Source organism: Acidobacteriota bacterium, assembly GCA_016716905.1.
Taxonomy (GTDB): domain Bacteria; phylum Acidobacteriota; class Vicinamibacteria; order Vicinamibacterales; family SCN-69-37; genus SYFT01.
The window spans coordinates 532022-545835 of sequence record JADJUS010000003.1; the positions used below are offsets into that span (position 1 = coordinate 532022).

General features: G+C 64.9%; 12 protein-coding genes. 2 read left to right on the forward strand and 10 right to left on the reverse strand.

Annotation, left to right across the window (positions count from 1 at the left end; translation table 11 throughout):
• Positions 1-36 precede the first annotated feature (36 nt).
• The 5 genes from IPL75_02610 to IPL75_02630 form a co-directional block, all read right to left on the reverse strand.
• Positions 37-1050: a glycosyltransferase family 2 protein gene (locus IPL75_02610; protein MBK9239161.1), complete on the reverse strand. Its 1014-nt coding sequence runs from the start codon at positions 1048-1050 to the stop codon at positions 37-39.
• Positions 1050-2732, reverse strand: coding sequence for a hypothetical protein (locus tag IPL75_02615; protein ID MBK9239162.1), 1683 nt, complete (start codon positions 2730-2732; stop codon positions 1050-1052). Before IPL75_02615 ends, IPL75_02610 begins: the two co-directional genes overlap by 1 nt.
• A gap of 7 nt (positions 2733-2739) precedes the next feature.
• Positions 2740-4566: an ABC transporter ATP-binding protein gene (locus IPL75_02620; GenBank protein ID MBK9239163.1), complete on the reverse strand. Its 1827-nt coding sequence runs from the start codon at positions 4564-4566 to the stop codon at positions 2740-2742.
• Between the two features lie 175 nt (positions 4567-4741).
• Positions 4742-5686: a hypothetical protein gene (locus IPL75_02625; protein ID MBK9239164.1), complete on the reverse strand. Its 945-nt coding sequence runs from the start codon at positions 5684-5686 to the stop codon at positions 4742-4744.
• The gene (locus tag IPL75_02630) at positions 5674-6420 is read right to left on the reverse strand and encodes a hypothetical protein (GenBank protein ID MBK9239165.1); all 747 of its coding nucleotides are present in this window, start codon (positions 6418-6420) and stop codon (positions 5674-5676) included. Before IPL75_02630 ends, IPL75_02625 begins: the two co-directional genes overlap by 13 nt.
• Before the next feature lie 157 nt (positions 6421-6577).
• On the opposite strand from IPL75_02630, the gene IPL75_02635 reads away from it, so the two are divergent.
• Positions 6578-7693: an SGNH/GDSL hydrolase family protein gene (locus tag IPL75_02635; GenBank protein MBK9239166.1), complete on the forward strand. Its 1116-nt coding sequence runs from the start codon at positions 6578-6580 to the stop codon at positions 7691-7693.
• Between the two features lie 12 nt (positions 7694-7705).
• On the opposite strand, the gene IPL75_02640 is transcribed toward IPL75_02635, so the two are convergent.
• The 5 genes from IPL75_02640 to IPL75_02660 are packed head-to-tail and all read right to left on the reverse strand — an operon-like array spanning position 7706 to position 12346.
• Entirely contained in the window at positions 7706-8725 is a 1020-nt protein-coding gene (locus IPL75_02640; protein ID MBK9239167.1) for a hypothetical protein, read from the reverse strand.
• Entirely contained in the window at positions 8716-9324 is a 609-nt protein-coding gene (locus tag IPL75_02645; GenBank protein MBK9239168.1) for a class I SAM-dependent methyltransferase, read from the reverse strand. The genes IPL75_02640 and IPL75_02645 overlap by 10 nt, the downstream gene beginning before the upstream one ends.
• Positions 9321-10226 carry a glycosyltransferase family 2 protein gene (locus tag IPL75_02650; GenBank protein MBK9239169.1) on the reverse strand — a complete coding sequence of 302 codons (906 nt, stop codon included), beginning with the start codon at positions 10224-10226 and terminating at the stop codon, positions 9321-9323. Before IPL75_02650 ends, IPL75_02645 begins: the two co-directional genes overlap by 4 nt.
• Entirely contained in the window at positions 10226-11395 is a 1170-nt protein-coding gene (locus tag IPL75_02655; protein MBK9239170.1) for a DegT/DnrJ/EryC1/StrS family aminotransferase, read from the reverse strand. Before IPL75_02655 ends, IPL75_02650 begins: the two co-directional genes overlap by 1 nt.
• A gap of 15 nt (positions 11396-11410) precedes the next feature.
• Positions 11411-12346: an SDR family NAD(P)-dependent oxidoreductase gene (locus IPL75_02660; protein MBK9239171.1), complete on the reverse strand. Its 936-nt coding sequence runs from the start codon at positions 12344-12346 to the stop codon at positions 11411-11413.
• A 26-nt stretch (positions 12347-12372) separates the two neighbouring features.
• Here IPL75_02660 and IPL75_02665 point away from each other — a divergent pair, with 26 nt between their 5' ends.
• Entirely contained in the window at positions 12373-13812 is a 1440-nt protein-coding gene (locus IPL75_02665; protein ID MBK9239172.1) for a hypothetical protein, read from the forward strand.
• The last annotated feature ends 2 nt before the right edge of the window (positions 13813-13814 follow it).

Sequence of the window (13814 nt, forward strand, 5' to 3'; positions counted from 1 at the left end):
CTGCAAATCGTACCTGATCCACGTGGGCTTGTTGGTTCATGGAGATCCAGGTGGTCGATACGTTCGGATGAAGTAGACCCAGTTTCGTAGCCTTCGAGCTAGCCGCACGAGCGCCCTCAGGGGGCGCGCTAGGCCAAGGAAAATACGTGAAGGGGGCGTCCACGCTTGGAGTCCCTGGGCCAGTCCCAACTCGATTAAGGAGTTTCGAAACTCAGGAGTGATCACGTTGCCAATGTGTCGAACGTACCGCCCGAAAGTCGATAAACGAGCGTACCCGAGGGCATCAATCCTTTCGTCCATTTCTTGATCGCCCGTCATCAGCCCCGCCGGCCAATCTGTTCCTAAGCCTTGGATGATGACGGCCTTAGGAGCAAGGAACTGAAAATGGGTCGCTGTGGAATAGGCTCTGAGGCCCTGGTGCTCCAGCACGACTTCGGTGTGTGCCGCCCGTATCCGATTGAGAGTGCTCTCAACTCTAGGAGGCCCAGTCACGCTTGCAAAGAAGTCCCTTTCCCATTCGTCCGGAATGAAGTGTCCGGTCTTCGCGGCAACATTCGGAAAATCCAAGAGATACTGCGCCAAGTATCGATTTCCGTACCGAAATTGGTGCCGAATTGGCACTCCGCTGACCATGCCGACTCTTGGAAATGAGTCCAGGATCGCAAGGTGCGCCTGAAGCCAGCCCGGATAGAAGAGGATGTCGTCGTCACAGTAAGCAACGACCTCGCCCGGCGCAGCGCCGAACATGAGTCTGTAGGCGCCTGCCATGCCCACATTTCCCGAGGAGAGTAGCAGGAACCGTATTACACCCTGGTCCCGCAGGGACCGGAGAAAATCGACCACCTCGTCGCAACTGCCGTTGTCAAGGACCAACAAGTCGTATGGCACATCGGTGTGCTTGACGATGCTGTCAAGGCAGAGCTTCAGGACATCCAGCCGATGAGCGTGGTAGTCCGTCAGCGTAGGGATACACACTAGTACGCAGATGGTGACTCGAGCCGGTAAGTAACTCGATGTCCCTTCCTTGTTTGGGTTCGATCCGACGCGCATTATAGGCCCTTCACGAATGGGTCCCGACCCAGGAAGTCCTCGCCGACTGAATCTCTCAGCCACGCTATTAGTGAGGCGATCTCTGGTCCGCGACTCCGCACATCGGTCCGAGACTCATGCCCCATCGCGAGGCACCGGGCCAGCGCCGGTTCGAGGGCGACGGGCCGGAGTACGAACATGCCGTAGGCAAAGCGCGCGGCCAAGTCTTGTTCGGTAGCCGTCATTGCAGGAATGTCTTCGATTCGCTTGACCCGTTCAAGATACTGGCTGGCCGATTCCGAATCGATCGTGAAGCCTCTGCGGTCGTAACGGCCTGTGCCGCCGGTCAAGACAGGAATCCCACGGCTCGCCGCCTCCAGCCCGACCGTGCCGCGGACTGTCAGGCAATAGTCCATCACCGCAAACAGCGAGAGCGTGCTGATCTCGGTCTCTGGACGGAGCAACACAACATGTGAGGGCAGCGTGCCCAGGTGGTGCCGGATCGCTCCGATCTCGATTGGGTCTGCGCCGTCGCGCATCCTGACGCTCTTGTCCAGGTTGGCCGGGTGGATCTTGACCACCCAATTCACGCGAGGATTGTCGCACGCGGCTCGAAGGGTCTCGAGGAGCCATGTCTGGTAGTCGCCAAACACATCTGCGCCCCAGCAGAACGACGCGTCCCATGGCACGTGCGGGAAGATGAACGCCGTCTTTTTTGATGGGTCAAGGCCCAGCCGCGTTCGGACGTCTGATGGGGACCCGGCATTTCGCTGGTGCGCCGGCGGGACGCCCCACCAATCTCCACTTTCGTAACACTGCCGCACCACGGTCTCAAGTTCCAGACGATGTGCGGCTGTCCAGGGCATGTGCTGAATGGACTGCCAGGATGCGGCGGAAAGCGAGGTCGGGTGGTCGTGACTCGCCGCAGCGGTGTAGCGTTTCAGGAGAAGTGCGTCACGCCTGGGTGCACGACACGTGCTCACGACCATGCCTCCACGGGCCAGGGTCGCGTCAAACAGCTCCCGCTTGGGCGTGTACTCCATCTCATACGAGAGGGTGAGGGCCGGAGCCACACGACCGATCACCTCTCGAGCAGTCCTGGCTGCTGCCAGCGCGGCTGCCATGCCGCGAATCAAGCGAGGGTCATCGGCCGTCACATCGAGTTCCAGCAGGCCGACCTGCGACACCCGCAGCGTGGTGGACAGGGCCGAGCGTCCAACGCGCACCCCTTCTGACTCAAGGTCGAGCACGGCCTGCAGCGAGTGGCAACGCCCCAACAGGGCCCGTGCCTCATTGATGAAGCGGGCCGGCTGCGCCGCGGTGGGCCATTCGAGCGTGTGCACACCGGCGAGGTCGAGGTACCGGCGAAGATATCGGTCGTCCGTGTTCAGAAGCAGGACGGTGGGCGTGTAGCCCGCCCACTGAAGCACTCGTGCGGCCATCACTTGCGCTTCCGGCGTGCGGCCGATTCGGCCGACAATCAGCGCCGTCTTGGAGTGGGCCGGGGCAGAGAGGCCGGAGCGGGTCAGCGCGGCACCGTATCGATCGGCGAACTTCAGGAATTGGCGGCGCTCGGCGAGGAGGCGTCGGATTGACACACGCCGCGTCAGCCTCGCGATCGCCGCCCTGGCGCGTCGCGTCGATTCCAACGCACCCGCTGATCGGAGTGCGAGCCGGAGCTGTGAGCGCAGCGAGGTGGACATCACACACTCACGACCGGGCCCGGAACTGATTGAATGAATCGGATGACGCTGAGAGCTCCGCATGGGATCCCACGGCCACGACGTGCCCCGCATCCAGCAGCACGAGCCGGTCGCAAGCCTCCAGCGTGCGGAGGCGATGGGCAATGAGCACCACCGTCCGGTCGCCGCTGAGGTGTCGAATGGCGTCCATCACCGCTTCTTCGGTCAACCCATCAAGCGCGCTGGTCGCTTCATCGAAGACCAACACCGAAGGCTTCCGGTAAAGAGCGCGGGCGATTCCGATGCGCTGGCGCTCACCGCCGCTCAAGCGCACCCCACGTTCACCGACAATCGTCGCGTAGCCATCGGGCAGGCTCTGGATGAACGTGTCCACTTGCGCCAGCGCGGCGGCTTCTTTGACGGCCGCCTCATCAATCTCGTCGGCCCGCAATCCGAAGGCAATGTTCTGAGAGACGCTGGCATTGGCCAGGAAGATGTGTTGCGCCACGTAGCCGACGTGGCGGCGCCACGCCATGATCGACGTCTGGGTCAGCGGCGCTCCGTCAACGGTCAGCGTACCGGCGCCCGGTTCAAAGAGCCCGAGCAGCAGGTCTGCCAGCGTCGTCTTGCCGGCCCCGGTGCGGCCGATCAGCCCGATGCTCTCACCGTGGCGGATATCCAGGGAGACGTCAGTCAACGCCGCCTTGCCCGCCCCGGGGTACCGAAAGGTCACGCCCTGCAGTGAGATGCTCTCTCGAAAGCCAAGCCGCGACGTGTCGGCCGCCTCGGCAGGGCGCACGGCGCCGGCACCGGTCTCCAGCCAATCCGCGTACACGGCCTTGAGTGCCGGCAGACCGTACCGCAGAGAGACGGCGCTGCTGTAGAGCTGCTGAAGGCCCGGCATGAGCCGGTAGCCCACAAAGGCGTACAGCGTCAGCGTCGGGATGGCCGCGGCTGTGGCGCTGTCGCTGGTGCTGACCATGGCGACGGTGACAGCCAGGATGCAGCCGAAGGTGAGGGTTTCGAGCAGGTGCCGCGGCGCCGCTTCTCCGATTCTGCGACTGACGGACACCTCAGCCAGGCGCCGGTCGGCGTCGGCAAAGCGTTCGCTGACCGCATCCCGGCGGTCCATCACCATCAGTTCCTTGACTCCGCCAAACGCTTCGAGCGTGGTGGAGTTCCACTCATACGCGGCCTGACCGGCCTGCTCCCCCAGTTGCGACTGTCGAACCCGCATCACCCGAAAAATAATCAGATACGCCCCGCCCAGCGCGGCGAAGGCGATGACCGCGATGGTGGGACTCTGCACGGCGACCAGGCCCAGCAGCGCGAGCACCACAAAGGCACGCGAGACGCCGTTGAACATGGGGATCAGGATGCTGCCGGTGACCCCACCCACGTCGTGGCTGATGACTTTCATCAGCGACGCCGGGTCGCGCGTCACGTGCAGCGAATAGGGGGCGTGCAGGTAGGCCCGCAGCAGATCAGCAGCCAGACGATGTCGAATACGCGTCTCGTAGCGCCACTGCAGCCAGCTGCTCCATAACCTTGCGGCGTTCCCCAGTGCGACCATGGCGCCGGTGACCGCCGCCGCCCAGATGACGGTGGCCTTCCACGTGTCTGCGCCTAAGGTACGAGCCAGTGCGGCAAGCAGCGGCTGGCTAGTCAGTGCGTTGGGGTCTACCACGATCGCCATGAACGGAAGGATTGACGCCACGCCGAGCGTCTCGATGCCGGCGGTGAGCAAGGCCGCGACGACGACCAGAACGAGTTGCCGTTGCTCGCGAGGTTGGAGCAGGTCGCGCAGCGCCCGAAAGGTCTCCGTGAGCGTCCATTTCTGCGGAAGTCTGGTCACCCTTAACTTCGCCGTTCCTTCCAACGGGTCACCAGAACGCGGGGCCACGCACCGACAGGATGGCCCTGGATCAGCTGCCAGGCATGACGCAACCGTTGGACCTGCCGTCGCGCGGACAGGCCCACGTGGTCGAAAGCCGTCGCAGGGAAAATGCGGAGCATCATCACCGCAAAACTCAGAACAGCGACACCGGCACTACGGGCGTCAACCGGGCCGTGACCGGCCCGCGCGCGTCGGACTTCGACTTGAGCGTCGCGCAAACCCCATCCGTCGCCATTGGGATTGAGCGCGTCAGGCGTGGCAAACTCCTGGTGGCTGTTGACCTTCCGGGGCACACGCGCGACAACCTCGGGACCCACGGATGGTAGTGCTCGAGGTGGTAAAAATCGTAGTCGCACAGTTCTCCCAGATTGGTCATCGCATACTTGGGCAACAACCGTCTGGTCATGTTTGTCTCCATGGAGTTCATGTAGATCATGCGCTCATCGTAGCCGCCGCATTCCTCCCACAGCGTCCGGTGCAGCAGCCAGATGCCAACGGCCGCGTGGTAGAAGGGCGAGCGCGAATGCCAGTTCTCTCGCTTCAGCGAGCGGCCAAAGAGGCGCACATAGGCCTCGACGCTCGCGAATGAGGGACATCGAACGGCAAATCGATAGTTGATCATCTTGACGTTAGAGAATCCCATCGCGAGGGGCATGTCGGGAGTGGCCGCTTGGCCAAATGTCTCAAAAAACGTAGCCAGGAACCGCGCGCCGACGAGCGTGTCCTGATCGATTCGCCCGATGTAGCGACCTGAGGCCCGCCTCGCCGCGGCGTTGAGGGCGATCACCTCCGCAAACGGGCTGTCGCGTTGCAGTGCCTTCGCCATCACCGGGGGGACGACCACGAACGATGTCATGGCCACGGCCTCGGCGCTCAGTTCCAGCACGTCATGAAGGGGGACGTCGCTTCCCCAGTCGGTCACGAGGATTTCAACGTCAGCCGCCCGGCCAAGCGCATGGACATTCCTGGCGACATAGTTCAGCGCCGTCTGCAAGCGCCAGCGCGCATTCCCCATGTAGCTGTCGTTACGCGAACAGAGAATCAGCGACAGGTCAGGGGCAGTCATCAGCGGGTCCACCGGCGCCTACGATTCTTCCACAGCTCTCTGAATTGCGGCACCCACCGGGTGGGGGGGTGCTTCAAGACCACTGAGAGGGCCGTTCGGCTTCGGTGCCGGATGATGGCGCCACGCTCGAAGAACGCGGTGCGCGTCCGGACTCTGATCAGGTCCAACCGAGAGAGATTCGTGAAGGCGATGATCCGATTGTCCTGCTCGCGCCAGAACAGCCGTCCACGGCCGGAGAGCGCCTGCCGGATCGTGGCAGTAGAGAGATGTGACCAGTCGAACTCCATCGGTGGATATCTCGGATGCCCGGGCCTGCCTGAGACGCCCTTGTGTCCGATCAGGCGCAGGTCGTCGATGATGATGATGTCCTTCCAGGTGCGGGTGCTGAGGGCACTGAGCTCCCGCATGAGCGGGACCTCTTCCGATCCGAATGCCGTGTCTCCGCCCGCGAAATGGGCATCGAGATAGAACACCGCGGGTTCCTCAAGCGTTGCGCCAAGTTCCGCAAGGACTTCTGCGCTGTCGCCCAGATGGCACGTGATGTGTTGGTACGCCTTCAACCGCTCTGAGGCATGCGCATGCCACTTGGGACTCAACTCAATCGTGTGAATCCGGGCAAACCGATCGCAGATGTCGAAGGCGAGATCTCCCTGGAACGTTCCGGTCTCGACGAACACGCGCGGAAGATGACGCGCTCCGTAGTCGCGAAAGACTCCATCAAGGAACCGCTTTCGGAGCCCAGCCATTGTGTCAGTCCCTCGGTCACGAATCCTGCATGGCGAACCTGGCCGCCAGCCAAACGCAGTCTATCCCAGCCGCCCTTCACCCAACTTGTGATACCAAACTACTGTGCGTCGAGCTGCATCGTTAATCGGGAGGGCATTCATTGTTGGTGCCTGGGCAATGTGCGCGGCGGTTGTCGGCCTTGCCGTGGGGGAGTTCGCGCTCACGGTGCGTGCGGGCATCCTGCACAAGACTCACAGCAATTGGCCAACGGACCCGATCGGTCGGCTCGAGATGTTGTACGCGCCATTCACCCGCCAACATCTGCATCCGCAATATTTGTTCTTCTTTCCGCTCGATCCAGCGGAACGAGTTGGGTTGTCAAATGAGGTGGTTCATCTCGACAGGGATGGCTTTCGGGGGCCGGGGCCGACGTTTGCGGGCTCGCGCGAGCTCGCGTTTCTTGTGGGCGGGTCTTCAGCATTCGGGCTCTTCGCGAGCTCCGACGAGACCACAATTACCGGCTACCTCAACCGGATTCAGGACGCGTACTGGTTCGTGAATGCCGGGGTGCCGTCGTGGAGTTCCACTCAAGAAATGTTTCGGGTGGCGTTCCAACTGGCGGCCTATCGCCCAAGCCTCGTCATTGCGTACAACGGCGCCAACGACGGAGCCCTTGTGCGCCGTCTTGGGAGCACGCACCCACCTGGCACTCCGGAAAGCTTCGACACTCTGGCGGACGCCCTTGCCGATCTCCTCGGCGAACCTGGGAGACCGGCACGAACTCCTGCCTACTGGTTCGACCGGCTGTTCCCGGAGGTAAGTGGCAGAATCACCAGGCGGGTGCTGCCGGCGCTCTTTGGTCCGCCGACTCCCGAACAAGAGCCTCCGGTGACACCAGAGGTCCTTGAGGCGGGCACGGCCAGATACATAGAGAATCAGCGCCGGATGCATGATCTTGTTGACGCCGTCGGCGGGCGGTTTATGTGGGTCTACCAGCCAGTGGTCAATTTGCACGCCAACGTGGACCGCGAATCAGTTGGCGAAAGGCCGTTCCATCACATTTTTCACAAGGCCGTGCTGGGCCGGGATCGCAGCGGCCTTGAGTTTCACGACTTTTCGTCGCTCTTCGATCGCTTCTACGCTCGTGTCCCGATCCTCGATCGTGACCCGATTGAAGACTCGGTCTTTATCGACGAGGTCCATCTGTACGACCCGGGTAACGCCATCGTCGCCCGCGAGTTGTGGCGCGTGGTCTGCGCAGGCACTCCCAAACCAAAGTCCGGTTGCTCGTAGGCGAAAGGCTTACTACCGGTCGTCCCGCACCAATCGCACCCTGTCGTCCTCAATCGCCACGCGCCCCACGCGTGTCGCCGGTGTGCCGGCGATGAAGCTGTACGAAGGAAACTCGCCCTCAACCAGACTGCCGGCCGCCACCACGCAGTGATCACCCAGCACCGTGCCCGCGGCCACAATGGCCTGCGGCGCGATGTAGCAGCAGCGCCCAATCGTCGTGGCAGCCGCAACCATCTTCGCGCGGCCGCCCGTCAGGCACAGCGCGAGGGAATTGTGCGTGTAGATCTGTGCGCCAGATGAAATCTGCGTGTGGTCGCCGATGCGCAGGGGGGCGCGGGAGCCGTCGAGCACAGTGAACGGGCCGATCCAGCAATGCGCGCCTACCTCCACGTCGCCAAGGATGAGGCACTCGTCGTACACCGACGTCCCCTCGCCGAAGCCGCGCTCGGCCGCCAGCTTCCACCGATCGTTCAACAGCGTCCCGAGCGGCACATGCCGCTTGAACTCGGCATTAAGCGTGCGCCGCAGGTCCTGCAATTGCCCGCGGAACTCGCTGATTCCGGGTGGTGCCGCGTCCGGATGCAGACGGGCGGGCACGCCCGCCACCACCGCCCCGGCCGGCACGTCGCGCGTGACCACCGCGCCGGCTCCCACGAGCGCGCCCTCGCCAATGGTCACGCCCTGCAGCACCACGGCGCCACTGCCAATGGACGCGCCCCGTGCCACACGCGTGGGGATCACCTCCCAGTCGGCATCGGTCTGTAACCGTCCATCCACCGTCGCGCGCGGGTGGCGATCGTTGATGAACACCACGCCGTGCCCGACAAACACTTCGTCTTCAATGGTGACGCCGCTGCAGATGAACGCATGCGACGAGATCTTGCAGGCCCGCCCAATCGTGACGCCGCGCTGGACCTCCACAAACGGGCCGATGCGCGTCTGGTCCCCAATCGTGCACCCGTACAGATTCACCTGCTCCGGGTTCACGATGACCACGCCCGTGCCGAGCGTGACGTCGGCGGCTACGGGCATACACCGGCTCCACCGCGCGTGGCCAGCACGCCTTCCAGCCCAGTCGCCGCATACGTCATTCGTTTCATCGACCAGCCTTCGTCTGCGGGCAGCAGCCGCTCCAGCGCCGCCTGCCTCCGCATCCATCGTCCCCGATCGAGCGCGCGGATGGCCGACGCCGCGGGACGCCGCCACTTCCGCTCGGGTAGCACGGCATCAAACACGATCACGCGCCCCTCGCCGTGGGTCACACGCACCAGTTCCTTGAGACCCGCTGCTGCCGCACGATCGGGTAAATGGTGGAGCAAGCCGACACAGGCGGACACGCCAAAGTAGCGATCGGGGAAGGGAAGCGCCTCGATTGACGCCACCACTGCCAACGCCCCGTCGGCATGTGCCGCCCGGGCCTGCGCAGGCGAGATGTCCACCACGACAGGCCGACGGCCAAGTGCGTTGAGCCGCGACTGCGACCCGGCGCCCACATCGAGCCACGGGCCAGCACCAGCGGCGGACGGCCCCATGGCCTCGCGCAGGGTGGCTTCGAGTTGTTGAGTGCTCCCGGGCGCCAGAATGTCCTGCAGCAGACGATGGGCAGGGCCGGAGAACGTTGGCCACATCATTGGCGCCTGTCCTCTGGCACCGAGGTGGTGGCTTCGATCAGGAACCGTGGACGCCGCCGCGCTTCTTCGAGCGTGCGCCACAGATACTCGCCAAGCACGCCGAGCATGATCATCTGCAGACCGCCGATGAGCAGCACGGCCACCATCAACGAAGACGAGCCGGCTACGGCGTACCCGAGTCCTGCGAACGCCGTGCCGGCGCCGGCGTACAACATCAGCCGCACCGGCAGGTAACTGAAGCCGACAATGGACCCCACCATCAGCTCCACCTTGCGTCGCATCGTCCAGCCCGATCGGCCCCGCACACGAGGGTGCCGTGCAGACGGCACCCGCACCTGCCGGAAACCCATCCAGGTGATGAGCGCCAGCAGGTTCACGTGTTGCTCGCCAAACTGCTGCAGGGCCTGCACCACCACCCGGTCGAGCAGGACGCAGTCGGCGCCCTCAGGCGCCATGTCAGCCAACCCGTCCATGCGGCGCATCAGCCCGTAGTAGGTGCGCGACGTCAGCGTGGGCGCGGCATCTGTGCGGGCCGCCCACACCACCTGCGCGCCCGACGACCAGGCTTCCATGAGCGCGGGCAGGATCTCCGGTGGGTCCTGTCCATCCGCCACCAGGATGATGACGACGTCGCCGTGGGCGGCCGCGAGGCCACAGGCGATGGCCGCGTGTGAGCCTGAGTTGCGGGCGAGCCGGCAACCGCGCACGCGCGGGTCGGCTGATGCCAGGCGCTGGAGCGCACCGAACGTATCGTCGGTGGAGTGGTCGTCCACCACCGTCCAGTCCCAGGCCACGCCGGCGGTATCAAGGACGGTCTTGAGGCGTTCGTAGAGTGGCGAGAGGTTGGCGGCCTCGTTGTACGCGGGAGTGACCACCGAAACCAGACGAGGCGACGTGTCCATTACTGAAGCACCGCAGCGGCCCGCGCCTCGTCTATGACGTGGGCAAGGGCCTCCGCCACGTGGTCTTGCTCTGCATCAGTGAGTCCGGGAAACAGCGGCAACTGAATGGCGCGGTCGCGAGCCCGCTCGCTCGTCAGCAGTGGCGCATTGCAGCGCCAGGTGCCGGGCGGATACGCCGGTTCGCGATGCGCGTTCATGACCGCCGCACGCGTGGCCACGCCGCGGTCACGCAGGCCGGCCATCACTGCGGCCTGTTCCACCCCATCGGGCAGCCAGACACAATACGTTTGCCAGTTGCTGCGCGCCCACGCTGGTTCAACGGGCGTGACCACGCCGGAGTTGCCAAGCAGATCGGCATAACGCGCGGCCAACCGGCGGCGTTCAGCAACGATGGTGGGGAGGCGCTCCACCTGCACCTGGCCGATGGCGGCCTGAATGTCGGTGAGCCGGTAGTTGAACCCGAGTTCGTCATACGACTCTCGCACCACGGTGCGGGTAGTGTGGCGCACATGGGCGGGCACGTTCATGCCGTGCTGACGGAGTTGCCGCACCCGATGGTCCATGGCGGCGTCACGGGTGGTGACCATGCCGCCGTCTCCGGTGGTGAGCACCTTTCGCGGATGGAACGAGAAACACGCGATGTCGCCGTGTGGCCGGCCGATGCGTTCCCAACGCCTGTCGACCAGGATTTCGCTGCCGGCCGCACAGGCGGCGTCTTCGATGACCCTCAGGCCGTGCCGGGCCGCGATGGCGACGATGGCCCCCACGTCGCAGGGCATCCCCAGTTGATGCACGCACAGGATGGCGCGTGTGCGCGGGGTGATGACGGCCTCGATCAGGGTGACGTCGATATTGAATGTGGCGGCGTCGATATCCACGAACACCGGCAGGGCGCCGCAGTAGCGGATGGAATTGGCCGTGGCGATAAACGAATGACTGACGGTGATGACCTCGTCGCCCGGCCCGACCCCGGCCGCAATCAGGGCCAGGTGCAGCGCCGCGGTCCCTGACGCGCAGGCGCAGGCGTGTGGGGCACCGACGGCTTCAGCAAACATCTGCTCGAAGCGTTCCACCTCCGGGCCCTGGGTCACCCAGCCGGATCGAATGGCACGCGCCGCCGCATCAACCTCGCGCTCATCCATCGTCGTGCGTGAGAGGGGAATAAACATCGGGCCCACTTGATATCACGATTCGATCGACAGACGCAGGTCGCGCAAGCCATCGGCAAACGTCACGCCCGGCTCGAAGCCCAGCACCTCTCGCGCCATCGAAATGTCTGCGCGCTGCCTGATGATGTCGCCGGCCCGCGGCGGGGCATGCTCGAGGACCACCCGCTTGCGGTCGCAGGCGGCGGCGATGGCGTCGGCCAGTTCCAGGAGCGTGCGCTCGCAGCCGCTGGCGATGTTGATGGTGCGGCCGATGGTCTGGTCGCTTGCGGCGGCCAGCCGGATGCCGCGCGCGGTGTCCGAGACGTGCGTGAAGTCGCGCGTCTGCAGGCCGTCTCCAGTGACGACGAGCGGTTGACCAGCGAGCGCGCGACGCATCCAGCGCGGTATCACCTCGCCGCTGGTGCCCTCGTGGTGTGACCGGCGGCCATAACTGTTGAACGGGCGCACGACCGTGACGGGGTAGCCGTACGTGCCGAAGTGCGCGCGCGCCAGCGCCTCGCCGGCCAGCTTCGACGCGCCATACACCGTGGTCGGCATCGTCGGATGTTCTTCGCTGATGGCGGGGCGGACGGCGGTGCCGTAGACCTCGGAACTCGAGATGTGCACGAAGCGGGGAACGCCCGCCTCTCGCGCTGCCTCAAGCACATTGAGCGTCCCTGTGGCGTTTACGTCGTGCGCCTCGCGAGGGTGGAGCAGTGCGTGCCGCAGGTTGACCACGGCGAGGTGGAAGACCGTTGAGACGTCGCGGATGGCAGCCGTCACCGCCGCGCGATCACGCACATCACCGGCAACCAGCGTGAGCCTGTCGGACGGCAGCCCGTCGATGTTGGCCCAGCGGCCTGTGGAGAGGTTGTCGAGCACCACCACTTCGTGCCCGGCCTCCACCAACTGCGTCGTCAGTTCCGAGCCGATGAAGCCGGCGCCGCCGGTGACAAGTACGCGTCCGATCATTGCCCGCTGATATTATCCCCGCACCGATGACCCCTCTGAGCCGTGGCGCGATGCTGAAGCTTTGGGTGGGCCTGGTCGTGGCCACTGTCGCCATGCATGCGACGACGCTGGTGTGGTCGCCGGTGTTCTGGATTGACGAAGTACAGATTCTGGACTTTGGCCGCAGCCTCGTATTTGAACCTGACACAACGTGGTCGATCAGCTGGCTGCCAGACGAGCGCCCCGCGGCGACGTACGGCTATCTCGGGCCGGCGCTGCAGGAGGGTGTCTACCGGATGTCGGGGTTCCAGGCCTGGGCGCCGAGGCTGGCGTCGGTGTTTGGTGGCGCGGCGGCGGCCACAGCGCTGCTGCTGTGGCTGTGGGCCCGAGGGGTTGGGGCCTATGCGAGCCTGCTGGGTGGCGCGCTCCTGCTTGTTGAGCCCGTGCTGGTGCAGTCCAGCCGGGGTGGTCGTGTGGACGGCTGGGCGATTGCGGCTGCGCTGGGGGCGGCGTGGGCATTTCGACGGGCCAGCGAAGGGGGTGGACGCTCTCTCGTGCTTGCGGCCGTCAGCGGCGTGATGGCCGCCACCGCGCCGTTCCTCTGGCCAACGGCCGTGGCTACGCTGGTGGCCGTCGGCGTGGAGTTGGTGCAGGCGAGGCGCGCTCGGGGATTTGCCGCGATCGCTGCGGCCTTCACCTCGGGCGCGGCGGTGACGGGGGCCGCGCTCGTGGGCGCGTACGTGATGCTGCAGGGGAACCCACTGGCGCAGGCTGACGTGGCGCTTGGGGCGCAGTTCGTGGTGGGCCACTGGCGGGGGCCTGCCGAGATGATCCCGATCGTCCTCGACGCGCTGGTTCGCAGCCTGGTGCTGTGGCTGATCGCGGTTCTGGCGGTTCTCACGCCGTCGGCGCGACCGCTGGCCGTGGCTACCGGGGTGGCTTTGCTGATTCTGGCGCCCTCGCGCCTGTACGCGTACCGATTCTTGTATGCGTTGCCGCTCGCTGCCGCCGCCGGCGCGGCGCTCTTTGCGAGCCGCCAGCAGTTGGTGGAGCGTGGGCACCGCCGGCTGGCCTCACTGGTTGGTCCAATACTGCTGGCATCGGTCGCCCTCGGTGCGGCCATCAGTCTTGGCGCACGCCAGGCCGTGGCCTGGTCCGAACGTGTTGAGCGCGATCCGGGCCCGGTGTACGAAGCGGCGCAGCGCATCGGCGCCGGCGACGTGTCGGTATATATCGGGGAAGTGGAGTTCTACCATCCAGGCCGGCAGCTTGGTTGGCGCATGTTCCGGCCCTATGGCGAGCAGGGGGATCACCGGCCGCCCGACTTGCTCGCCCGGATGGACTTTGCGATCACTGGTGAAGAGGAACACGACGTGATGGCCGCCGCAGGTCTGGTGCCTGTTGCGTCGATCGCTCCGGCCACGCCAATGGCCCGTTACGGGCCTTATTGGATCTACAAACGACCGACGGTCCAGTCGCTGAAATGAAA